22 protein-coding genes are annotated in these 24,598 nt (G+C 34.9%); 4 read left to right on the top strand and 18 right to left on the bottom strand.

Features of this window, described 5'->3' with window-relative positions:
• Both RWL86_RS06595 and RWL86_RS06600 read right to left on the bottom strand, forming a co-directional pair.
• Window positions 1-2,020: YSIRK-type signal peptide-containing protein (locus RWL86_RS06595; protein WP_314078144.1), on the bottom strand; the 2,020-nt coding region annotated here is incomplete at its 3' end.
• A 455-nt stretch (window positions 2,021-2,475) separates the two neighbouring features.
• Entirely contained in the window at window positions 2,476-3,483 is a 1,008-nt protein-coding gene (locus tag RWL86_RS06600; RefSeq protein ID WP_314078145.1) for a serine hydrolase domain-containing protein, read from the bottom strand.
• 121 nt (window positions 3,484-3,604) lie between these two features.
• Here RWL86_RS06600 and cysK point away from each other — a divergent pair, with 121 nt between their 5' ends.
• Window positions 3,605-4,531, top strand: a complete 927-nt coding sequence (cysK, locus tag RWL86_RS06605; protein WP_314078147.1) for a cysteine synthase A — start codon at window positions 3,605-3,607, stop codon at window positions 4,529-4,531.
• Between the two features lie 49 nt (window positions 4,532-4,580).
• Here the strand turns inward: cysK and RWL86_RS06610 are convergent, their stop codons facing one another.
• The 4 genes from RWL86_RS06610 to RWL86_RS06625 all read right to left on the bottom strand — a co-directional run bounded on the left by RWL86_RS06610 (window position 4,581) and on the right by RWL86_RS06625 (window position 7,726).
• A complete protein-coding gene (locus tag RWL86_RS06610; protein WP_314078150.1) occupies window positions 4,581-5,762 on the bottom strand; it encodes an aminotransferase class I/II-fold pyridoxal phosphate-dependent enzyme in 1,182 nt (393 codons plus the stop codon).
• Window positions 5,759-6,253 (bottom strand): Lrp/AsnC family transcriptional regulator, encoded by a 495-nt coding sequence (locus RWL86_RS06615; RefSeq protein ID WP_314078153.1) that lies wholly within the window; start codon window positions 6,251-6,253, stop codon window positions 5,759-5,761. The genes RWL86_RS06610 and RWL86_RS06615 overlap by 4 nt, the downstream gene beginning before the upstream one ends.
• Window positions 6,254-6,345: 92 nt before the next feature.
• Entirely contained in the window at window positions 6,346-7,470 is a 1,125-nt protein-coding gene (locus RWL86_RS06620; protein ID WP_314078154.1) for a hypothetical protein, read from the bottom strand.
• A 64-nt stretch (window positions 7,471-7,534) separates the two neighbouring features.
• Window positions 7,535-7,726: a hypothetical protein gene (locus RWL86_RS06625; RefSeq protein WP_314078156.1), complete on the bottom strand. Its 192-nt coding sequence runs from the start codon at window positions 7,724-7,726 to the stop codon at window positions 7,535-7,537.
• A 402-nt stretch (window positions 7,727-8,128) separates the two neighbouring features.
• Here RWL86_RS06625 and RWL86_RS06630 point away from each other — a divergent pair, with 402 nt between their 5' ends.
• Complete coding sequence (locus RWL86_RS06630; protein WP_314078158.1) at window positions 8,129-8,764, top strand: hypothetical protein; 636 nt, start codon at window positions 8,129-8,131, stop codon at window positions 8,762-8,764.
• A gap of 364 nt (window positions 8,765-9,128) precedes the next feature.
• On the opposite strand, the gene RWL86_RS06635 is transcribed toward RWL86_RS06630, so the two are convergent.
• The 3 genes from RWL86_RS06635 to RWL86_RS06645 all read right to left on the bottom strand — a co-directional run bounded on the left by RWL86_RS06635 (window position 9,129) and on the right by RWL86_RS06645 (window position 12,110).
• Window positions 9,129-10,454, bottom strand: a complete 1,326-nt coding sequence (locus tag RWL86_RS06635; RefSeq protein ID WP_314078160.1) for a C1 family peptidase — start codon at window positions 10,452-10,454, stop codon at window positions 9,129-9,131.
• Between the two features lie 122 nt (window positions 10,455-10,576).
• Window positions 10,577-10,975 (bottom strand): transcriptional regulator SpxA, encoded by a 399-nt coding sequence (gene spxA / locus RWL86_RS06640; protein ID WP_314078162.1) that lies wholly within the window; start codon window positions 10,973-10,975, stop codon window positions 10,577-10,579.
• Window positions 10,976-11,318: 343 nt separating this feature from the next.
• Window positions 11,319-12,110: a nucleotidyltransferase domain-containing protein gene (locus tag RWL86_RS06645; RefSeq protein WP_314078165.1), complete on the bottom strand. Its 792-nt coding sequence runs from the start codon at window positions 12,108-12,110 to the stop codon at window positions 11,319-11,321.
• Between the two features lie 189 nt (window positions 12,111-12,299).
• On the opposite strand from RWL86_RS06645, the gene trpS reads away from it, so the two are divergent.
• Window positions 12,300-13,295: a tryptophan--tRNA ligase gene (trpS, locus tag RWL86_RS06650; RefSeq protein WP_314078167.1), complete on the top strand. Its 996-nt coding sequence runs from the start codon at window positions 12,300-12,302 to the stop codon at window positions 13,293-13,295.
• 64 nt (window positions 13,296-13,359) lie between these two features.
• Here trpS and RWL86_RS06655 read toward each other — a convergent pair whose 3' ends face one another.
• The 7 genes from RWL86_RS06655 to RWL86_RS06685 all read right to left on the bottom strand — a co-directional run bounded on the left by RWL86_RS06655 (window position 13,360) and on the right by RWL86_RS06685 (window position 20,976).
• A complete protein-coding gene (locus RWL86_RS06655; protein WP_314078170.1) occupies window positions 13,360-14,382 on the bottom strand; it encodes a branched-chain amino acid aminotransferase in 1,023 nt (340 codons plus the stop codon).
• A 19-nt stretch (window positions 14,383-14,401) separates the two neighbouring features.
• A complete protein-coding gene (locus RWL86_RS06660; RefSeq protein ID WP_314078173.1) occupies window positions 14,402-14,827 on the bottom strand; it encodes a hypothetical protein in 426 nt (141 codons plus the stop codon).
• Between the two features lie 182 nt (window positions 14,828-15,009).
• On the bottom strand, window positions 15,010-15,960 hold the full coding sequence (locus tag RWL86_RS06665) for a peptidylprolyl isomerase (protein WP_314078175.1): 951 nt from the start codon (window positions 15,958-15,960) through the stop codon (window positions 15,010-15,012).
• A gap of 186 nt (window positions 15,961-16,146) precedes the next feature.
• Window positions 16,147-16,878 carry a 3D domain-containing protein gene (locus tag RWL86_RS06670; RefSeq protein ID WP_314078177.1) on the bottom strand — a complete coding sequence of 244 codons (732 nt, stop codon included), beginning with the start codon at window positions 16,876-16,878 and terminating at the stop codon, window positions 16,147-16,149.
• A 700-nt stretch (window positions 16,879-17,578) separates the two neighbouring features.
• Complete coding sequence (gene rlmN, locus RWL86_RS06675) at window positions 17,579-18,706, bottom strand: 23S rRNA (adenine(2503)-C(2))-methyltransferase RlmN (protein ID WP_314078178.1); 1,128 nt, start codon at window positions 18,704-18,706, stop codon at window positions 17,579-17,581.
• 15 nt (window positions 18,707-18,721) lie between these two features.
• Entirely contained in the window at window positions 18,722-19,690 is a 969-nt protein-coding gene (locus tag RWL86_RS06680) for an asparaginase (protein ID WP_314078181.1), read from the bottom strand.
• 125 nt (window positions 19,691-19,815) lie between these two features.
• Window positions 19,816-20,976, bottom strand: a complete 1,161-nt coding sequence (locus tag RWL86_RS06685) for a hydroxymethylglutaryl-CoA synthase (RefSeq protein ID WP_314078182.1) — start codon at window positions 20,974-20,976, stop codon at window positions 19,816-19,818.
• A 204-nt stretch (window positions 20,977-21,180) separates the two neighbouring features.
• Between RWL86_RS06685 and RWL86_RS06690 the strand changes: the two genes are divergently transcribed.
• The gene (locus RWL86_RS06690) at window positions 21,181-22,371 is read left to right on the top strand and encodes an acetyl-CoA C-acetyltransferase (protein WP_314078185.1); all 1,191 of its coding nucleotides are present in this window, start codon (window positions 21,181-21,183) and stop codon (window positions 22,369-22,371) included.
• A gap of 20 nt (window positions 22,372-22,391) precedes the next feature.
• Here RWL86_RS06690 and RWL86_RS06695 read toward each other — a convergent pair whose 3' ends face one another.
• Window positions 22,392-23,681, bottom strand: coding sequence for an Mbeg1-like protein (locus RWL86_RS06695; protein ID WP_314078187.1), 1,290 nt, complete (start codon window positions 23,679-23,681; stop codon window positions 22,392-22,394).
• A 147-nt stretch (window positions 23,682-23,828) separates the two neighbouring features.
• Entirely contained in the window at window positions 23,829-24,497 is a 669-nt protein-coding gene (locus RWL86_RS06700; protein ID WP_314078190.1) for an excalibur calcium-binding domain-containing protein, read from the bottom strand.
• Window positions 24,498-24,598 lie beyond the last annotated feature (101 nt).

Here is a 24,598-nt window from a genome sequence, read left to right on the forward strand (position 1 = left end):
CTCCATCTTGTACAGTTACAACTACATTTTGTCCTGTTTCCCCTGCTTTTTCATTAACTGAACTTTGCTCAATTACAGGTGTTTTAGGTATAACTTTTAGTGTTGCAGTTGCCGAATTTGATGAATGATCAGAATATGTTGCAGTAACATTATACTTAAATATTCCTGCAGTACTTGTACTCGGTTGTCCATTTGTCCAATTCCAACGCATTCCCTCAGGGAAGTTTTTAGTATCATCATTTCGAACTACAAAATCTGATGCTACAGGATTACTTACATCTCCAAGAGAATCCCCTACTGTTTTTGTAACTTCTTTACCTTTTATAGGATATAATTGCTTATCTGGTCTACTTTCCAATTTCGTTCCAGTAGCAGCATACACATATGCCTGAAGCGCATTGAAAGCTTTTCCTTCTTTAGCGGTTACAGCCATAGTACCTGCTTTTTGGGCTTGTGCATCCGTAACATTATCTTTCAAACGAACCTTAATATGAAATTTATAAGCATAATCTTGACGAGGTGATACAGTTAACAGATGAGAATAAGACGCACGAGGATAAGACCCATCAGGGTTTTTAATAATACGATTTAGCTCCTCATTATCTTTCAATGATTTCAACATTTGTTGTCTCTGATCATCTCTGGTTGGACCACCACTCATCTGAAAAAGTCCACCTGCAGCACCCCATAGTGCTTGTGAGCCTGAATCCTGATAACTATTACTTGCCAATCTCCCCAATGGGACTGTATATCTATCACCTACTCTAGTAAAATTATTAGGATTATCAGAAAGTCTTCCTGTTCCTGCATTATTTTGATAACGTTCATAGTAAACATCAGAAACAACTCCTACAGGATAACTACCTCCTGAATACAAAAGATCACGAGGTGGGTAGAACCAAAATGCATTTCCAGTAGCTCCACTCAAAGCTTTACCATCATTTTGGAAGTAAACATCATAAGTAATATATTTCTTACCATCTTCTTGGCTATATTTTGCCGTCATGAATGTTTTATCAATTGTTCGGGTACGTTGGCCATCAGATACTCCACCACCACCAAATTTTTCCTCTGATATATACTCTTTTACGTTAATTAACGCACCTTCAACTCGACCCTCATCAGTCGTAGTTGCTCTAAATCCAGCTCCTTCACCCATACTTCGATTATTACGTAAGTCATGAGACCCTGAAGTTGCACGCAATTCTTCATTCACTAATGAATTTCTAACTGTCTTTGCTTGTTCCAACAGTGCTGTTAATTCTTTTGATGTTAACGTAGTATTTTCTAATTGTTTTGAAATATTTTCTAGAATTTCTTCTGCTGCTGTTACGTTTGGTTTATCAGTTGTAATTTCTGATTTCTTCACGTATTTTTGCAAATCCTCTTTTACCGTTTCAAGAGAGTGTTTAATCTCTGTTTCAGTCTTAGGAGTTACTAACGTTTCATCATTCCCTGTTTTAGGAACGATATTTTCCTCTGTAGTCGATTTTACTTTTGGAAAAGACTTCGCAATTGAAATGGCGCTTCTTACTTTTCTTACTTGAGCATCCACTTCAAGTTGAGTAGCTGATTCGTTTTGTAGAACTTCTTGTGCTTTAGATAATACACTTTCATATTCCAACAAACTTGTTTTTGAAACTTTATCACGATTGATATTTCCTAGTAATGTTAATAAATCACTTACAAGTTCTGTTAATTGGTCTTTTTTAACTTCTACTGTTTTTTCAACTTTTTCAGTTGGTTGATCTAATTCAGGTTGCACAACTGGTTGTGTCGGTTGTACTGGTTGTTCAGCTGGTTGCGTTGGTTGAACCGGTTGTGCTGGATTGATTAGTTCACCGTCTCTTGTGTCAGCCGTTTTTGGTTGACTATCATTCGATATTCCACTTACTTCATCAGCCATGGCAGTATTCGCCAAAAATACCGTTCCCAATAACACTGAAGTTACACCGAATGAAAATTTACGAATAGAGAACCGTTGCGCTTGGTTCCACATATTTTCTTTTCTTCTTCTCATAGATTTCTCCTTACTTTATAGATTTTATACCATCATAGATTATACTAAAAGCTACATAAAAAGTATACTAATAATCGTGTTATTTTTAACATTTTTCTCCAAAAATTCAAATATTTTTCACGGAATAAAACTTTATAAAAAAGAATTAATCTGATTAGTTTTCCGAATCACAGCAGAAAAAACTTTTTACGAATAGTTTTATTTAATGAATTATATAAATAAGGAAATTTAAATGTAAAAATTCATTTATCTGCATTTTTAAATATAAATAAGACTCCTTACAGCCTTTACCTACAAAAGCTATAAGAAGTCTACTTACCATTGATTTTTTAACCGTTCCATACGCACTCTCATAAACTCTCACTAAAGCACAAAAGACTTCTTATGGTAGCACGAGATTCGCTTTAGCGAAGCTGCTGGCGTCCTTCGCTACCATATCAAGAAGTCTAATTGTACTACGCTTCCCGTTCATAAAGCTGAATCAATTCTTCTCGTAATCGATTATAAGACGGCGTATCTTCATATTGATGGATGCGGTTCGTCAACATTACCATCCCTTGCTTCGTTGTTAAATTCATCAACACCGTTGTTCCCGTAAATCCAGTATGTCTTAACCAAATTTGTTCGTCCACTTGGTCCATATCCCATCCAAGAGAACGCCCCGCTTGTCTTGTGGGCGTCCAGTCCTTCAATAAACTTTGCATCATCACTGCACTACAATATTCAAAGTCTCCCAACTTTCCATCATGTAAATACAATTGTACTAACGTAATACAATCATCCAATGTGGCAAATAGTCCAGCACTTCCACATCTTCTTTGTAAAATGCTCGCTTTTGGATCGTGTACTTCTCCTTGCAGTAATCTACCTCGTCTTTCTTCAAAAGCTGTAGGTACACAACCTTCACTTGGCACTGGCCCATAAGTTGCTGTTAGTTTTAACGGACGAGCAATTCTTTCGTCAAATAAATCCGCTATCGGTTTGCCAAATTCTTTTTCCAAAATAATTCCTGCTAAAACAAACCCTGTATCCGTATATTTTACTGTATGGTGAAATGTCTCTGTTACAGGTAAACTGGCTAAAGCTTCAATTAACTCCTCCGGCGCTAGTTCATTACGATTTTCAATATATCCCCATAAACCTGAAGTATGCGTAATTAAATGACGAAGCGTAACTCTCTCATCAGCATTCGGGAACCATTTGGTAATCGATTCATCCAAATTTATTTCCCGTTTTTCAACCATTTTTACAAGTAAAGTACTCGTTACGAATGCTTTTGTAACAGATGCCAAGTCATAAAATAATCCATCTTCGACCAGTTTAGCGTCCGATTCTTTTGTAAGAGTCCCTTCTACTATCTTTTCTACTTCTTCACCTTCAATAAATGCTACACTAAATCCTGGATAAACACCATTATTCATGAGTTCTCGAATCTTTCCCATTGTTTTCGGATATTTTTTCATAAAAACACCCCTTTCTTTTAATTTTTTCAAGCAAATCTCTTGTTTTTGTCAAAATACAGGTCTAAAATACCCCTTAAGCAGCCCTTCAAAGTTGCCCAATAAATATTTTGGAGGTATTCTTATGTCAAAAAGAGTAAACCATATTACTGAATTAATCGGTAATACACCCCTTGTTAAACTAAATCGTTTAACAGATGCAGATAGTGCAGATATTTACGTGAAAGTGGAAGCTTTTAACGCTGGTGGTTCTGTAAAAGACCGTATCGCACTGAATATTATTGAAACTGCTGAAAGAGAAGGTCAGCTAAAACCAGGAGATACCATTATCGAAGCAACTTCTGGAAATACTGGTGTCGGCTTATCCCTAGTTGGAGCAGCTAAAGGCTATAAAGTCATTACAATTATGCCAGACTCAATGTCTATCGAACGTCGTCAATTAATGGCAGCCTATGGTACAGAAGTACTATTAACACCTGCTGTTGACGGTTTCGGAGCTGCCGTTCAAAAAGCAGAAGAATTAGCACAACAACCTGGTTATTTCTGGGCAAAACAATTTGATAACCCAGCTAATCCAAGCATTCACTATCAAACAACTGGTCAAGAAATTATTCAAGCCTTCGATGGTGAAACACCTGATGCATTTGTTGCCGGAATCGGAACAGGTGGTACTATTACAGGTGTTGGTCGTGCCTTAAAAGAAAAAAATGCTGCTGTTCAAATTATTGGTGTAGAACCTGAAGAAGCTCCATTTATCTCAAAAGGACAAAAAGGAAAACACCGTATCCAAGGAATTTCCGCTGGATTCTTACCAACTATCTTAGACAAAGACATTATCGATGATTTCGAATTAATCCCAAGTGAATTAGCCATTGAAACAGCTAAAAAATTAGCTGCTACCGAAGGAATTCTAACAGGAATTTCATCAGGTGCTGCAGTTGCTGCTGCATTACGTGTTGCTAAAAGACTTGGCAAAGGAAAAACTGTTGTAGCGCTTCTACCAGACACTGGTGAACGTTACCTATCAATAGGCATTTTCAATCAAGAATAATTGTAATAATCAAAAACTCCTGTCAATTCGTTGTGACAGGAGTTTTATGTTATGAAATTTGACCGTCTCTTAATTTATGAACAAAGCGTTCTAAACGTTCAATGGCTTTTTTCAAACTATCTAATGAGTAGGCATAAGAAATTCGTACAAATCCTTCTCCACTTTCACCAAAAGCAGATCCTGGAACAACGGCTACTCGCTCTTCTTGCACTAATTTCGTAGCAAATTCTTCAGAAGTCATTCCAAATTGAGAAATATTTGGAAAGATGTAGAAAGCTCCAAATGGTTCAAAACATGGAATGTCTAATTCTTCCATTTTTTTCAACAAGTAGCGTCTGCGTTGATTATAACTTTCTCGCATTTCAATCACATCATCATCGCAATTTTTCAATGCATCAATTCCTGCATATTGACTTGTCGTTGGTGCTGCCATAATGGTGAATTGATGAATTTTAATCATTTGTTTCATCAATACTTCAGGAGCTAGAGCATATCCCATTCTCCATCCAGTCATCGCAAAAGCTTTCGAGAACCCATTGATTAAAACGGTTCTTTCTTTCATCCCTTCAATTTCCACAATACTTACATGAGGATTTCCTGTATACGTTAATTCAGAATAAATTTCATCTGAAATCACAACAATATTATGTTTCAAAATTACTTTTGCAATCGCTTCTAAGTCTTCACGACTCATAACCGCTCCTGTCGGATTATTTGGGAAAGAAAGGATGATTGCTTTTGTTTTTGGAGTAATCGCAGCTTCTAATTCTTCTGGTGTTAAACGGAATTGGTTTTCCTCCTTAAGAGGAATTCTTACAGGTACTCCATTCGATAACACAATACATGGTAAATATGACACATAACAAGGTTCACAGAAAATCACTTCATCCCCTGGATTTAATAAAGCACGCATGGCTAAGTCAATGGCTTCACTTCCTCCAATCGTTACAAGAGCCTCCGTCATTGGATTATAAGTAACGCCTTGTTTACGTTCGATATAACGACAAATTTCTTGACGTAATTCTTTCAAACCGGCATTGGCTGTATAAAAAGTTCTTCCTTTTTGAAGTGAATAAATCCCTTCTTCTCTTACATGCCAAGGAGTATCAAAATCTGGTTCCCCTACCCCTAAACTGATAACATCTTCTAATTCATTGGCAATATCAAAAAAACGGCGAATCCCCGAAGGTTTAATTCCTGTTACTTTTTGACTTAATAATGATTCAATCATGGAGTAACCACCATCCGTTTATCTCCACTCTTACCAACAAACATTGTGCCATGGTCTTTATATTGTTTTAATACAACATGAGTTGTCGTAGATTGAACTTCATCAATAACAGATAAACGACTAGATACAAACGCAGCAATATCTCTCATTGGTGCTTTTTTCAATTTCACCATAAAATCATATCCACCAGACATTAAATATAAATCTTCTACTTCAGGGAAGTGATAAATTTTTTCTGCAATACGGTCAAATCCCATTCCTCGTTGAGGATTTACTTTTAATTCGATAATCGCAGACACATTCACATCATCTGTTTTTTCCCAGTTAATTAAGGTATGATAGCCACAAATCACTTTTTGGTCTTCTAATTCTTGAATTCTTTTTTGAACTTCATCTGGCTCAATGGCTAATAAAGTCGCAATTTCTTCAATTGTTAAGCGACTATTTTTTTCAATTAATTTTAAAATTTGTTCATTCACATCTTTGAACATATTTCTTCCTCCTATACTAATTCTCTTATGAAAGAAATCTATCTTCTCTATTGTATCCTACTTTACTTAAAAACACTATTGCTTTATCCATTTTATTTTCTCGCCCATTTACTAAAGGTATCTAAGGAATGGTGCACGAACTGACGAGAGTGTTTTTTCATTTGTTGGAATATATTTTTCTTCTTCATCGGCACATGAACGACTGGTTTTTGGACGGTCTGTTCTTCAAATTCTAATCCATTTTTTACGATAAACGCTTGAACTTCAGCATTATGCTTTCCTTGCTTCATACGACTTGCGATTTTTGTTTCTAATAAAATACTACTTTCTTGGACGGTAAAGGAATGATCTTTTTTCGATAATAATGCCATCATTTCAATTCCACTATAACAACACGCACTAAGCATCATTACTAAATAATGCGATTGTTGGTGGACAAAGCATAATTCTTGATACGATTGAGACTTTCGTTGATATAGATTTTCCAACACTTCCATCACTCGATTAGCTTCAGTTTGATTCCCAAAATATGCATAAGCTCTCCCTGAAATTTCGACTATCTGTCTGAACACTTGACGTGCATCAGTAGAAGCTTGAAAAACAGTATTCATTTCCCGTTCTACTGTCTGTTTCGCCAATTGAAGTTTTTTCTTACCATCAATTTTTTGCATACTCACTAGTGTTTCTGATTTTATCACTGTTGCACATTCTAATAATAAATCCAGTAATTCTTCTAATCCAAAAGCTGGAAGGTGCACTGATTCATAAATCGGATAAGCCTTTGCCATGACATTAATGATTCCTTTTACCGGAAGAGATAAATCGACTAATTGACTTTGAAATTGTTCAGCTTTAGTTCCGATAGACTGTGTTAAAGTAACAATCGTTGGAAGATGATTAGCCATTTGCAATAACGTTTCTTTCGTCTCAAGAGAAAACTCATTGCTAGAACCTTTCAGACAAAAAATACAAGCATCATAATCGAATGACGTTGGAAGTTCTCCTAATAGCGAATACTCATCCACTTGGAATTGTGGAATATTTTCAATTTTCTTTAAATCAAATAGAGATTGAATTAACGTTGTTTTTCCAACACTAGATTCTCCTATGACTAACAAACGATACGTTGGCAATTTCTGCCATTGACTTTCTAATGCTGTTTGAAACATACTTGTCACTTCCACTATCTTCTCTCCCTTCCATAACGCACTTATCATACCATATTCTCCCTAAAAACTCTTGTATCTAAATGGTTAAATTTTTATTAGGATTTTTGAAATGCTAAAGAAAAAAGGCAGAAGCTAAAAAAACTTCTACCTTTCTAACTCTACCTAAAAATAAGTAATATACAAAAGCTAAAATTACAACAGATTCTAAAAATGTTAATTTGTCTTCCAATGTAGTTTTTTCAATCGTAAGAGTAATCTTTCTTGTTTTACTTCCATCCTTTGATTCCCAAACTTTTTTCATCATATCCCCCACTTGCTACTTCAGAAAAGTCGTACTTTTTGTACGCACTCTAATCATAACACAACAAAAATGAAAAATTGAAAACCCGGCTCAATTTTTAGCAATGAGACTCTCAAAAAAGCGTGTAGTGACGCCAAAATTTTGGTGCGTTTTTCGATTGACAAATATGGAGTTATCACGTATATTAAGAGTAAATAAAGATTATAAATTGCTTGTGGGCTAGTGGATATGGTCTGCACCCGCCTGTGGGCTCCGTACTCAGTTCAAACTGTTTGTTGAGAAAAAGAATAGCAGGACTGCCTACCCTTGAGGAATAGATAGGGCATATCTAGCGTGAGGTGAAACTCAATACGTGAAAGAGAAGGAAGCGCCTGCTTCCTTCTCTTTTTTTAGGAGAAAATTAGAATGATATATACTTTAGAATGGCTCGAGACCTTTGATGGAGAGATTGATATTTTCAATGTTGATATGTCTTGTTTAGCCAATACTATTGAGAAATATGTTTCTCAGTACAAATATATTTATCAGACAAATATGGAAGACTATCCTGAAATTGTTCTCTCAGTCCCAAATTCCTCTATTCCCCATCTATTAGGGTTATCAAGAGACCATCATGTCAATTTACCAACTAATAATGCAGGGAGTATTTTTGAAGGATTGAAGGATGATTGGACATTGCAGCGTCTAAATAAGGCTGATAATGGATGGTTTAACGAAAATAAATTCAAAATCGTTGGAATATTACTACTTTATCAAATGTTACATGTGATGGAATGTAAATTCTATACAACGGATAGTATTTTGAATAGAAAAGTTGGCAGACGTTTTAGAAGAGATAATATTTATTTTGTGGTCTTCAAATTAAGTAATGGTATTAGTTATACCGTTGAATTATCGCATGAACAAGGAAACCAATACTTCCCAAGAAGTCTTAAAATCAATGACACTTTAATTACTAACTGTAGAGAAATAGAACTGAAACTTGTTGACAAGAAACGATTTAAGACTGCTAAAACTAGAAAGGTTAATTGGCCGTCTTAACGAAAAATTGATGTGATGATAATCGGGTCATCCACTTTTGGTGGATGACTTTTTCTACTATTTATGAAGTATATCGGGGCTTTAAAGCAAAAATAACTTCTACCATTTAGAAAATTTGAGACTCGCATAGCAAAGCTGCTGGCGTCCATTTGCTACTTCAGACAAGTCGTATTTTTATACGTCTCTCATCCATACACGCAAAAAAGGAAAAGGCTTATTATAGTAGCGTTAGCACTAGAATCCACACTGGATTCTAGTGCAGGAAAAATTGAGACCTAAGGCTCAATTTTTAGCAATGAGACTCGCAAAAGCGAGGCTGCTTGCGTCCTTCGCTACCATACAATAAGCCTTTTCCGACATAATATCAGGCTAACGAACCCATCGGATCCCATGGTGCTAATACGATTGGTTCAGAATCAAATGCTGCTAATTGCTCTGGCGTTAAGAACTCCTTACGAACCACGATTTGATACGTAAATTCATCCATCCATTCATCTGACATCATCCAGAATCCATTGACCCCAGATTTTTCTCCCCAACTATTTTCTACTTTCCATCGAGTTGGTTTTCCATTTACTAAATCAACCCCAGTTAATACCATGGCATGTGTCATTAAACTTTCTCCATATTCTAAGCGATCCGCTTTAGAAAGTTTGAAATCTAACCCCAATAAACCTTTCAAATCATAATGATCCATTGCCATTAATCCAGTATCACGACCTGAGAATTGACCCACATCACAACCAAACCAAATCGATTCCCCTTGTTCTAATTGTTGAATCGCAAGTTTCTTGAAAGTATCCATTTCTACATTTAAGTATTTTACAGGAGTTCCTCCAACAACGTTTCCTAACATTTCAACAGTATAAGAGTGATTGTATGGTTTGTCTGCTGTTGGTGCATTAATAATTGATACATATTGATCTAAATCTAACCCTACAAACTGTTTATAAAATGTTTGTGGTGTTAAATTTTCATAGTGATGATATTCTTTATCTTTATCACGATAAGAAAAATCAAACACTTCTGGTGGAGTTCCTAAACTGATAGCAAGTAAATCATAGACTTCCTTCATCAATTGTTTACGAACTTCCAAGATTTTTTCTTCAGTAGCTCCCCCTGCTACTAAATCTCTTAAAATCTTCGCATCTTCACGAAGTTTTTTGTTTAAGTATTTATTCAACTCTCCTGAAGCTGAACTACTAAAACTTTCTGGCATTACTGCCTTAGGTACAACACCATACTTATTAAAGATGGAAACAATCATATCCCATTGTCCACCATCTTGTTGTGGTGTTTGAAGTAAGAAGGCAACATTACGACTTGTAATTGGTTCATGAGCCGTTTTTAAAATATTCTCATGGAAGAAATTTGCCTTTTCATATTTATCCCAGAAAAAAGTATAGCTTTGAGAAAGTTCAAATTCCTCTAGCTTAAACTCATTAAAGATTTTATGACGGAACGTGTTTAGCGCAGCAAACATCCAACATCTCCCAGATTGTTTTTGGTTTGCCACCTTTCCATGTTCCAAATCAATGGAATAAACGGGCGGGTTTTTCACGATTGCTTCTACATTTTGGCTAGAAGCGTGAATCCCATTTTTCACAGTTGCATGTTGTGCAACTTTCTTTTGTCCGTCAGATTGAAATTTTTGACGGAACTCATCAGTCATGTCTTTTGTTAAAAACATATACTCATCTCCTTTTCCTTTTGTATTCTACATCATACTCCTCTTATGCTATTCTTTTCAAGCGAAAAGGGATTTTTTATAAAATAAAAAACACTGTAGAAATTTCTACAGTGCCTTCATTCTTAAAAATTCACTAATCTTTGTGCTTGTTCTAATTCAAAAGCTCTTACTTCACGAGGCAAGAAACGGCGAATTTCATCTTCGTTATATCCTACTTGGAATCTCTTTTCATCCAACATAATTGGACGGCGTAATAAGCCTGGGTTTTCTTGAATTAAAACAAATAATTGATTCAAAGGAACTTCATCTAAAATTAAATTTAATTCTTGGAATGCCTTTGAACGTGTTGAAATAATCTCTTCTGTACCATCTTCCGTCATGCGTAAAATGTTTTTAATTTCGTCAATTGTTAATGGTTCAGAGAAAATATTTCTTTCAGTATATGCGATAGTGTGTTCTTCTAACCATGCACGTGCTTTACGGCATGAAGTACAACTTGGTGATGTGTATAATGTAACCATAAATCGCTCCTTCTCGATGAGCTAGTTTAGATGGGCTCATCACGCTTTATATTATATATTATTTTTAGAATAAAATCTATACATTTTTCGTAAAAATTTAATTTTTTCACAAATTATTTTTTTAAGTTTCTCTACAGGGATTTCATTAAAATTCGATTATTTCAAGCTTTAATCTTTTCTTAACATTTGTCAAGCAATATCCTTTTTCACATTTTAGGAATATTCCGATAATCTTCTACTATTACAGCTTCACACTATTCCTTTTAAGGAAAAATTTTTCCCACGAATTCTTTCTAAAATATACTAGAGTATGAAGAAATCAATCTTCTGATTCCTTCATTTTCTATTCACACTCTTCAACTAATGTTCTAAGATGAACTAATAGAGTATTCAATGCTTTTACCGCTTCTTCTTGCTTACCAGGTTGGTAAAGAGCTTGAAAATAAGCTTGAATATTCTTTTCAAAATCTTTTGGTAGATGAGTACAGCTCTCTTTAGCATACTGTAACATTCGTTTTTCTCCTGGGTGAAGCTGTTCATTAAGTGCAAACAATAAATCAAAATAAGACGCAAAAAATTCGCTACTTCGATGATTCATGCTTAATAAATCTTGACGTTTAATCGCTTTTTTAATTTGTTTAGAAAAAGCTGGCATCCCCTTTTCTAGTAACAGCATTTGTTTCTGAATAATATTCCTTTTTAAATCGGATGGATAAGGTAACTGATACTTACTCTTCAACTGAGCATAGCGCCCGTCTTTGTCGTAGAGAATTTTACTGTGCATTACATTATACCACATACATGTCGTGTAAGAATTTTGAGCTTGATGATTAAAAATTACATTTTTTAACTCTTTATCAAAACTATCTAATGAACGATAAATCAATTCAATCTCTACTCCATTTTTCAAAACACAATCATCCTCTAATTCCCAAAATTGATTCCCAATTTCCATATAGGAACAGTACTTACTAAGAATTTCTTTTCTAAGTTCTTCCTTTACAGGTGCTGTTAAATAGATATATACATCATAATCAGAATCTTTATCATAATTCTCTCCTGCTCGAGAGCCTCCTAAAACAATCGCTTCTACTTGCTCTAATTGTTCTAATTCTTTAAAAAGATTTTGCGGCATATTTAAGTGCCTCCTTTTATTTCTATCAAAAATTTAAAAACTAAGCATATGATAACAGATTTTTTCTGCGAGGAGCACTCCATTTGCTTACCTTATGATTGGCCTAACAAAAACATATTTTTTTTGTGTAAATTTTTCAAAAATACGGTATAATAAGACTAATTCATTGAATTTTAAAGGAGAATACATATGACTAAAAAGAAAATTTTCTCTGGAGTACAACCTTCAGCGATTCCAACGATTGGAAACTACATTGGTGCGATGAAAAACTTCGTTGCCTTACAAGACGAATATGACTGCACATACTGTATCGTAAACCAACATGCGATCACGGTACCACAAGACCCTAAAAAATTAAAAGAACAAACTCGTTCACTTGCTGCGTTATACTTAGCCATTGGACTAGACCCTGAAAAATCTACGATTTTCGTTCAATCAGAAGTCCCAGCACATGCTCAAGCTGCATGGATTGTACAATGTAATGTTGGTGTTGGCGAATTAGAACGTATGACACAATACAAAGATAAATCTCAAAAACAACAATCTGTATCTGCAGGGTTATTAACTTATCCACCTCTAATGGTAGCAGACATTGTTTTATACAATGCTGAAGTTGTTCCTGTTGGAGAAGACCAAAAACAACATATGGAATTAACACGTGACTTTGTAGCTCGTTTTAACAGCCGCTATGGAAATGGTAACGAATTATTAAAAATGCCTGAACCATTTATTCCAAAAGCTGGCGCACGTGTTATGAGCTTACAAACACCAACGAAAAAAATGAGTAAATCAGATGCTAATGTGAAAGAATACATTAGTATGTTAGATGAACCAGCAACGATTCGTAAAAAAATCAAGAGCGCTATAACAGATTCAAGTGGTGTCATTGAATACAACCCAACTGAAAAACCAGGAATTTCGAACCTTTTAACAATCTTTAGCGCATTTTCAAATCGTAGCATTGAAGATTTGGTAGAAACTTATAAAGATTCAGGATATGGAGCATTCAAAACTGATTTAGCAGAAGCGATTGTAGCAGTGATGGAACCAATCCAAGAACGTTACTATGAATTACTAAACTCTAAACAATTAGATGAAATTTTAGATGAAGGGGCTAAAAAAGCAAATGCTGTTGCTTCTAAAACGCTTCGTAAAATGGAAAAAGCTGTCGGCTTTGCAAGATAATCATTCAAAACCAAAAATCCTGTCGGTAACATTACTGACAGGATTTTTATTTCGTTACATTTTATTATACTTTTTGAATCCAACCTTCTGGAGCTTCTACATTTCCATATTGAATTCCTACTAATTCGTCATATAAACGACGAGTCACTGGTCCTACTTCTGTTTCTGAATAAAATACATGGAAGTCCTCTCCATTTTGAATTCCAGCAATTGGTGAAATAACCGCTGCTGTACCACAAGCTCCAGCTTCTGTAAATTCATCCAATTTATCAATGAATACATCTGCTTCTTTAACAACCATTCCTAAACGATGTTCTGCTAACCATAATAATGAGTATTTTGTAATACTTGGTAAAATTGATGGAGAATATGGAGTGATGAATTGATTATCTTTCGTAATTCCAAAGAAATTCGCAGCTCCAACTTCTTCAATCTTAGTATGTGTCAATGGATCTAAATAAATACAGTCACTAAATTGACGTTTTTTAGCTTCTTTACCAGGTAATAAGCTAGCAGCATAGTTTCCTCCAACTTTTGCAGCACCTGTCCCTACAGGAGCAGCACGGTCATATTCACTTACTACGAAGCTAGTTGGTGTTAAACCACCTTTGAAATAAGCTCCAACTGGCATTACGAAAATTGTAAAAATATATTCTGGAGCTGGACTTACTCCGATTGTGTCGCCCACCCCAATCATTAATGGACGAATGTATAAACTTCCGCCTGTTCCATATGGTGGAATCCAATGTTCATTTGCACGAACGACTTCCTTAATCGCTTCAACAAAACGTTCTTGAGGAAATTCTGGCATTAATAAACGAGTACAAGAACGTGCAAAACGTGCCGCATTTTGGTCTGGACGGAATAAATTAATGCTACCATCTTTACAACGATAGGCTTTCAATCCTTCAAAAGCTTGTTGTCCATAATGAAGTGCTGTTGATGCTTCACTAATATGAAGTACATTATCTTCTACTAAAGCTCCATTATCCCACTCACCATCTTTATAGTAACTAATATAACGATAGTCTGTTTTAATATAACTAAAGCCTAAATTATTCCAATCTAAGTCTACTTTTTTTGTCATAACAACACTTCCCTAAAAATTATTTTACTGGCTTATAATCTCCCGTTACTGGGTCCATCTCTTCTAAAACTTTCGTTGATTGTGTAAATCGGAAAAATCCGAAACTACTTGTTCCGCCTTGTTGTTGATGGCGAATATGAATATCAATCGAATCTTTTGTCTGAGCTTGAACTAATATTGTGTAGTGATTATCCAGTAAGACTTGTTTTTTCGTTTCAATCTCTTTAATCGCTTCTTTTGCTAATGCATTGAGTTCGGTAGTAGTCGTTCCTTCCTTTGTAGCTGAAACAGTTGTTGTTGTTTCTTCAACTTTTGTTGTCACAGCTGATTCACCATTTTTAGAAACATTGACCATATCCGCTTGATTAAATGTTTCTGTACGATCCGCACAGCCCATAAAACCAATTGCCAATAGACTAACTACTAATTTCCATGAATGCCTCATGGTATCCTTCCTTTCCACTTGCTTAGTTTCATAACTTTTCAAAAAAATGATAACGTGAAAACAATTATTAAATTATTTTCAATTTTACAATTTTTCTGCGTATTGTCAAGATGAATTGTATAAAAAAGAGTAGGAAAAATCAAATACTTCTTTTGATTTTTAGCCTACTCCTAATAGAATGTCTAGTTTCCTGTTGTTTGCGATTGTTCTGTTACATTTGGTGTATTATCAGAAAAATCTTTCAAAGCATTTTTCAATGTATCATCTGTAATTTTCACATCTGCATCTTTCACTAATGAAGAAACTACTGAATGAATTGTAGCTGTATCTTTTAATTTTTCAGCTAATAATTCATCTTCTAATGTAGAACGTACATCGCTTAATGAACCTTTTTCAGGTTTATCTACTAATTTAATCACATGGTATCCATATTGAGTTAATACTGGTTCTTCTGTAATTTCTCCTACTTTTAGACCATACGCAGCATCAGCAAATTCTTTTACCATGTCAGAACGTTTAAAGGGTCCAATTTTCCCACCATTTTCAGCAGAACTTTTATCTGTTGAATTTTCTTTTGCTAATGTATCAAAATCAGCACCGTCTTTTAATTGTTTAATAATATCTTCAGCTTTTTTCTTTGCTTCTGCTTTTTCTTCATCAGAAGCATTTTGAGCGACACCAATTAAAATATGTTGCGCTGTTGCTTTTGGTTCCCATGAATCATAGTATTTTTGAACTTCTTCATCACTAAATTTATTAGCTTTTTTAACTGCAGCAGTAATTAATTTGTTTAAGTAAACTGTATCACGGTAAGCATCCACTGAAGTAAATCCACTACGAGCTAATACTGCTTTTAAAGCATCTTCTCCGCCATATTGTTTCACTTGATTTGCAACTTCTGTTTTCGCTTCTTCTTCTAAAGTTTTTTTATCTTTTGCATCATTTTCTAAAACTTTTTGTAACACTAATCGTTGTAATGTTTGTTCTCCTGCTGTCGCTTTTAATGCTTTATACAACTCTTCTTGGGTAACATTACCTGCTTTTGAAGTCGCTACAGCTGATTGATTATTTGAACACGCTGCTAACGCTAAAGTTGATGCTACAGCTAACATCCCCATCATAGTTTTTTTCATTCTTTCCACTCCTGTCATACTACTAAATATTGCATTTCCCACAATATACCATATTTTCAACTTATTTCCTAGCTTTTGAAAAAAAGACAATAGTTTTTTCTAATTTTTTTCATAATTTCCTATTCTTACTATTTTTTCCATAAACGAAAAAAGACTGGATTTTCATCCAATCTTCTTTATGAATTCTTATTTTAAAATACGAATCGTAATTGTACGACGACCAAAATTATAAGTTTGCGCTACTGTTGGGAAGTGAACATCAATTTTATTTCCAACAATTGCTCCACCTGTATCGGCTGCACGGAATACTCCGTATCCTGGAATTTCAACCATAGTTCCTAAAGGAATTACTCGAGGATCTACTGCAATTACCATTGGGTCATTCACTAAGTTTGTCCCATCTGCTGTGTAATTTGATAATCCTGGCTCTGCGTATGAATACGCTGTTGCTTCAACCGTTAATGTGTAACCTTCTGTTGATGAAGCTGTAGTAGTTTCTTCTTGTGAAGTGACTGTTTGCGGAGTTGGCTCTACTGCTTTCACTTCTACAACTTCTGTATTATCTTCTACTTTGTAAGTATGCTCTTCTTCTTCCGTTTTCACGACTACTTCTTGTTTATCTGCAGAAAACTTAATCATTGTTCCTGCATAAATTAAGTTAGCATTTTGAACGTCATTTACACGAATTAAAGCATCTAATGATACATCCATCGCTTCAGCAATAACAGATAATGTATCACCATATTTTACTGTGTACTCTTGTACTCCTTCTTCATTATGAACAATTTCATCTTTTACTTCGTCTGTAGTACGTGCTACCCATTCATCAGCCTTAGCTGTTGAAGTTGTCATTCCTGAAATTCCTAGAAAAGCTACTGCGATTGTTGCCAACACCGTCTTCTTTAATGTAAATTTCATAAACATCCTTTCCGACTCTCTACTAAAACATTGCGTTTCGAGAATCTACCGCTAAAAATTGCAAAATGCGGTTTTCTTTGATGTAATTACTGTAACATGAAAAAATTGCAAAATGTTGATTTAACGTGATTTGTTAAGGCTCTTTAAATAAATTGACTTTTTTTGATATTTAGATTACAAAAAAACAATACGAACATATGTTTTTCGTTACATTTGTCATCTCTTTGTAACATTACCTTAAATTTCTCTTTAACTTTTGTTCGTGTAAATTTGAAATGTTACAATTTTGAAAGCGTTTTATAGGTTGTAAAGTTTAATTTCTTTATAGAAAACAACAAAAAATCACCCTCATCTCTACTTAAAAGATGAGGGTAAATGAATTTATTTTAGTGATTTATTAGTCAAAATATAAACGAAAGACTTCCCATAGTAGCGGTATTATTAACCATGAAAATCGTGATAGCGTAACTTCTACCGTTCTATTGCGACTAAAAAAAGGAATTTCATTCTTAACGTACTCTCGTTAGTACCATTCAAAACCGAAAGACTTCCCCATAGTAGCAGTAGTAATATCAGCCAAGCATGGCTGATATTACTGGAAACTTCGAGACCCAGGCTCGAAGTTTAGGCATGAAACCGAAGGTTTGCTGCCGTCCTTTTGCTACTATAAAAGGGAAGTCTATACGAACTTTTTTATATTTTATTTTTCTTCTTCCGTCTTACGTTTTCTGTCACGATCACGCTTCATTTGGCTTGAACGTAATTGTCCACACGCTGCTTCAATATCATGACCGAATTCTTTACGAACCACACAGTTAATATGATTTTTCTTCAATACATCATAGAAAGCCACTACACGCTCCTTACTACTACGTTCATATTGATCATGCTCACGAACTTTATTATACGGAATCAAGTTTACATACGATAAACGTTTCTTATCTGCTAATAAATCCGCTAATTGTTGCGCTTGTTCTACAGAATCATTGACATGATCCAACATAATATATTCAAACGTTACACGACGATTCGTTGTGCGAATATATTCATTAATAGCTTCCATAACTACTTCAATAGGGTATTTACGGTTAATACGCATAATTTTAGAACGAGTATCATTATCTGGAGCATGTAGCGATAACGCTAAGTTAACTTGCAAACCTTCTTTAGCAAAATCTAAAATCTTAGGAGCAAGTCCACTTGTAGACACTGTAATATGACGTGCACCAATCGCTAAACCTGCATCTGAATTTACTACTTTTAAGAACTTAATGACATTCTCATAGTTATCAAATGGTTCCCCAATCCCCATTACTACAATGTGGCTCACACGATCTCCAGGAGCTACTTCATCTAATGTACGTTGAACATGCATGACTTGCGCTACAATTTCTCCTGATACTAAGTCACGTTGTTTCGCAATAATACCGCTGGCACAGAACGTACAACCAATATTACATCCTACTTGTGTTGTTACACAAATCGATAAACCATATTCTTGTGGCATTAATACTGTTTCAATTAATAAACCATCTGCTAATTCAAATAAGAACTTACGAGTACCATCTGTTGATTGTTGCTTAATTTTTTCATTTAATACTGGGAATGTAAAAGTTTCATTTAATTTTGCAATTAAATCTTTTGATAGGTTTGTCATTTCTTCAAAACTTGTTACACGTTTACGATATAACCAGTCCCATAATTGTCCTGCTCTGAATTTTTTCTCTCCATGTTCTTCAAACCATGCGACTAAATCTTCATATGGATATCCATAAATAATTGGTTTCCCTTCATATTCACGAACACGTCTTCCGATTTTTGTTACCATTTCTAATCCTTCTTTCTAGCATGCAAATGCTTTTTCAATTTCTCCTAATGATTTCCCTGAACTTAATAAAACACTTAATTTCATACGAGCTTTTTGCCCACTTAATCCTGTTGTAAAAATGACACCAGACTGTCTTAATTGCTTTCCTCCACCTAAATAATCATACACATCATATGTAACACCATTGAAGGCTCTTGAGACTAATACAATAGGAATCCCTGCTTCTAAACATCTTTGTAAGGCTGGTAATGTTGCTGGTGGTAAATTTCCCGCTCCTAGAGCTTCAATTACTATACCTTTTGCATGATGTTCGTAAAGCGCATCGAGTAATAGTCCATCCATTCCCGCATAAGCTTTTAATAAGTATACTCCCGTTTGAACTTCTTCAATTGGATAGTATTCTTGCTTTAATAAACGTTGGAAATAAATCACTTCACTTTTGGAAACTAATCCAAGGGGTCCAAAAGTGGGCGTTTGGAAAGTAGCAACATTTGTAGTATGAGTTTTTGTCACATAAGTAGCTGTATGAACTTCATCATTCATGACAACTACAACTCCTTTATCCTTTGATTCTGGAGAAGCTGCGACAATTAAGGAACTCCGTAAATTCGCTAGACCATCCGAACCGATTTCATTACTTGATCTCATTGCACCAGTCACCACAATTGGGATGGATACATTCGTTGTTAATTCTAGAAAATACGCTGTTTCTTCTAAGGTATCTGTTCCATGAGTGACGACAACTCCTGTATATCCCTCTTCAACAGCTGTTAAAATTCTTTGTCTTAATTGCATCATATGAAATTCTTGCATATGAGGAGAAGGTAAATTAAATAAATCTTCTGTATGAATATCTCCGATTAAATCAAATAAATGCGCACTGGATAATAATGGATTTTCTCCATTAGGAGATACTTTCCCAGTAGAATGGTCTTCGCTCATTGCGATGGTTCCACCCGTATTAATGATTAAAATTTTTGCCATACTTCAACCTCCTTATCTTGCATGCAAAATCTCTTATTACATTTTTCATATAATCTTAGTCTACCATAATCTAGAACGTAAAAAAAGAAAAGACTGGATTGAAACCATGTCTTTTCGCGTATAAATTATTGTTTTTGATATTGTCTTTGATGTTGGTGAACTCCTGAAAGAATAAATGGACTTTTATCTTCCAATTGGAAAGTTTGTTCGCCACTTTCATCTACCATTTGACTAAATAATGCTTCGTATTCTGCAACAGTTACTTGTTTACGATTCTCTAATAATTGTTGGTGAGCTTCTACTCGTAATTGTTTTTCAAAGCCTTCTACTAATTCTCCAACAAAAAATTCTCCAACTGCTCCTGATCCATAACTAAAGAATCCAATACGGTCTCCTGCAACTAATACAGAACTTGTTTCAATTAAAGAAATAAAACTTAAAAATAATGAACCTGTATAAATATTTCCAACATGACGATTATAAGCTGTACTTTCTTGATAACGAGTCGTTAATCGTTCTTGTTCTTCTTCTGGTAATGCTTCTAAAAATGGTTTGAAAGCTTTTAATCCCATTTTCGTATATGGTAAGTGGAAGCAAATTGCTTCTAAATCAGCAAAAGTAGCCCCAGTTTGTGTTGCATAATCATTCCAAACTTCTGCAAAGAAACGAATGTATTGTTCATTCGAGAATTTTCCATCTACCATTGGATAGGCTTCATAATTCGGACGCCAAAAATCCATTACATCATCTGTAAATAAGCTAGCTTCATCTTCTAAACGAAGTAAACGAGGTTCAGCTGAAACAATCATTGCCACTGCCCCTGCTCCTTGTGTTGGTTCTCCACCACTTTTCAAGCCGTATTTTGCAATATCACTTGCAATGACTAATACTTTTGATTCTGGATTCAAAGCGATATGCCCTTTTGCTAATTGCAATGCTGCCGTTGCTCCATAGCACGCATGTTTTAATTCCACACTACGAACTCGATTCGATAATCCTAATAATTTTTGAATATAGACTGCTGCAGATTTTGATTGGTCAATTCCTGTTTCTGTTCCTACAAGAATCATGTCAATAGCTTCTTTATCTGCTTCATCTAAAATACCAATCGCTGCATTTGCGCCCATTGTGACAATATCTTGAGTCACAGGAGCTACTGCCATGGTGCTTTGCCCAATTCCTACTGTATATTTTGCTGGTTCTACACCACGCTCTACTGCTAACTCCTCCATGGATAAAGCAAATGGTGGTGTATAAAATCCAATTTTATCAATTCCGATATTCATTTCTAACTCCCTTAATCTAATAAGTATCTATCCTAATAGTCTGCACGTACCATAGTAGCAAAAAATGACCAAAGCTACAACGATTATCCCTACTTTCAGTCATAATTTTAAAAAATCTTTAACTTTTTTATGTAGTATTTTAATAGGTTTCTGTGCAACTTTCGATTACAATAGGAAAGTAAATGAAATTTTAAGGAGAATGATATGAATTCAAACGATATTGTTATTATTAGTGCTACTAGAACAGCTATTGGAAAATTTGGAGGACAATTCTCTTCTATCAGCGCTGTTGACTTAGGTACAGCTGCTGCAAAATCAGCCATTCAAAAAGGAAATATAGATCCAACTTTAATCGACACGGTCATTTTTGGACACGTATTACAAGCAGGTCTTGGACAAAACCCTGCCCGTCAAGTGGCGCTAAATTCAGGATTACCACATACTAGTACAGCTTTAACGGTAAATGAAATTTGTGGTTCTGGATTAAAATCCATTTTATTAGCAGCTCAAGCCATTCGCCTAGGAGATGCAAAAATCGTATTAGCCGGCGGAATGGAAAATATGTCTTTAGCACCACATCTACTTCCAAATCGATTTGCTACAAAAAATGGAAGTTGTACCATGATTGATGCTTTATTCCATGATGGCTTAACAGATGCCTTTTCAAATGAAGCAATGGGAATAACTGCTGAAAATCTTGTTGAAAAATATGGATTTACTCGTCAACAATTAGATGAATTTGCAGCTCAATCTCAACAAAAAGCTTACCAAGCACAACAAAATGGTGCTTTTGATAAAGAAATTACACCTATTGAAATTCCTAACAAAAAAACAAAACAAATGGTTATCATCGATAAAGATGAAAGTATTCGTCCAGAAACAACAGTAGAATCTCTTAGTGCTCTAAGACCTGTCTTTAAAACAGATGGAGTCGTAACAGCGGGAAATTCTTCAGGAATTAATGATGGAGCTGCTGCTTTAATTTTAACAACAAGAGAAGTGGCTAATATGTTAAACTTACCAATCTTAGCTACTTTAACAGGATATGCTGAAGCAGGAGTCGACCCTTCTATTATGGGAATTGGACCAGTTCCTGCCATTGAAAAATTGATTCAAAGAACGCATATCCCATTAGATAAAGTTGATTTATTTGAATTAAACGAAGCTTTTGCTGCTCAAAGTTTAGCAGTCATTAAAGATTTAAAAATTAATCCTGAAAAAGTCAATGTTCACGGAGGTGCTATCGCATTAGGTCATCCAATTGGGGCTTCAGGTGCTCGTATTGTAGTGACATTAATTCACACTTTACAACAACGTCAATTACAAACAGGAATTGCCTCTCTATGCGTTGGTGGCGGAATGGGCGTAGCTTTAAGTTTAAAAGTTGAACAATAACATACAAACAAGCCAAGCATCTACTCGGGATGCTTGGCTTGTTTCATTTCTAATTTCTTTTGTTTTTGTCGTTCTTGATAATAGCGTCGAATTTCTTCATTCTCTTCTGTAGACTGATAAGCCACAGAAATTCGATGTTCTCCTGTCCAGCTTTCGACTAATTCTTCTACACTCGGCAATGTTAAAGTTGGAAGTTCTACTGAAATAGACAACGTATCTTTCCATATTTCATATCGAATTTGGAATAATAATCGACCAACTCTTAATAAGATTTCTCGTTTTTCAGTATCCATTTGATAGGCTTTTTCGAAAAACTTCTGCATATAAAGTCTAAAATTATAATAGACATCATTAACCGTCTCTACGCCCATTTCAAAAAATAATTCAAAAAATGTATCAAAAAAGAGTTTTAAATCTTCATCCGAAACTACTTCTGTCCATTGTTTAAAAGTTTGATCCGTTAACTGGCTATTTTTCGTTAATTCAGTCAGTTCAACAAAATGATCATCTTCAATATTCCACATTAAAGCACTATGCTGAGAAATCCCACTTCCCTGACTTTCAATAATATGATACGGAACTTGTGATTCTAACATTAAACCTACTATCGAATCTTGAGGAATATATCTTTTTGCTTTTGAAACGACTCTTTGATATCCTTCAGTATTTAAAATCGAACGATGAACCCCTGGAGCATCCCAACAATAAATTTGCTGTATTCGATATTGAATATCTTCTTCTTGCATGGCACTTGCATATAAGGAAAGATTTCCTCCTTTAGAATGTCCAGATATATTTAAACTTCCTGCGAATAACTCTGCTTGTTTTCTTAAATACTCTATCGCATCTGTTTGTGCAGGAATCAAGTCAGAATAAGTCATCATAAAGTCTTCTTTCCAACCTGTTAAACTTTCATCCGTCCCTCTAAAAATAATCCATCGACTTTCTTCTTCCCATTGATAACAAACCGCAGCAAATTGTTTCGTTAATTCATCATCAATATCATTCATAAAACCGAACACTTTAATATCTTTATAGCGCTGACTTTTAGATACAACATCTAGTAATTGAATTCTTTCTTTCGTAATCATAAAAGGATTATTTTCGTGTTCTTTTTCTTTGATTATTTCAAATTCTTTTCCTAACTGGTTAAGTGAAATTGCAGCTTTTTCCTCAAAAGATGAAGACACAATTTCATCAAATGGTAAATAGGCAATTTCTGTTAAAACTAAAATATCAATATCCGTTACTGATTTTTCTTGAAATGTTTGAGCTTCGTATTGCTGTACATAAGCAATTAAATTTCCCATAAAAAGCTCCTTTCTGACACTTGTACTCTTTTTGGTAGTGTACCACCTCCTTTGTAGAAATGCAAAATTAGAACACTAAAAAAGACTTTCTACTGTAGTATGTTCATGATTCTCTCATCCTTACTACCTTAGAAAGTCTATTGTCCATTATTTATCTTGAATCCATTTTCCAGAGGCATCTACACGATAACCATCTGGTGTTGTAGTATTCACTAACATTGCGCCAGATGAACCTAAATAATAATCTCCCACCCAACGGTTTTCTTGCATCACGCCATCTGCATTAAAATAGTACCAAGCGTTACTAATTTTCTTCCAATCTGTTTGCATTGCTCCGCTATTATCCATATAATACCAAGCTCCGCTCACTTTTTGCCAATTAGTAGTCATGACACCATTTCCGTCAAAATAATACCATGTGCCGTTAATCTTTTTCCAATCAGTGACTGCACTATTATCTTCATAATAAGACCAATTTCCACCATTTTGTTGCCATCCTGATGCTGTTGTTTCTTCAGAATCGTTTGTATCAGCCGCAGACGAAGAAGCTGTTTGTTGTTTATTTAATGGTGTTCCATCCGCTGTATGAGAACGATATGCACCTTTAGAACGACTAATTTCACATGCTACACCATCATGATCTCTATCTAAATGTTCAGAATATCCTTCCTCACCTCGAGCAATATTTCCATAACCTGCCGCCCAAGCTTCTTTACAACTTTTAAAATACACACGAGCTTCTGCTTTTTGTTCTAAACCAAGAGCAAACAATGTTGCAGCGGTACTTAATAGCACTAAACCTCTAACTTTTTTCATTTTACATCCTCCTTAATATAACAAATTTAGTATATCACAAAATAAACGTGAATTGTCAAGTCAAGTGCAACAAATGCTAACTTATCCTATATACCTAATTT

It is taken from the genome of uncultured Granulicatella sp. (assembly GCF_963515095.1).
Taxonomy (GTDB): domain Bacteria; phylum Bacillota; class Bacilli; order Lactobacillales; family Aerococcaceae; genus Granulicatella.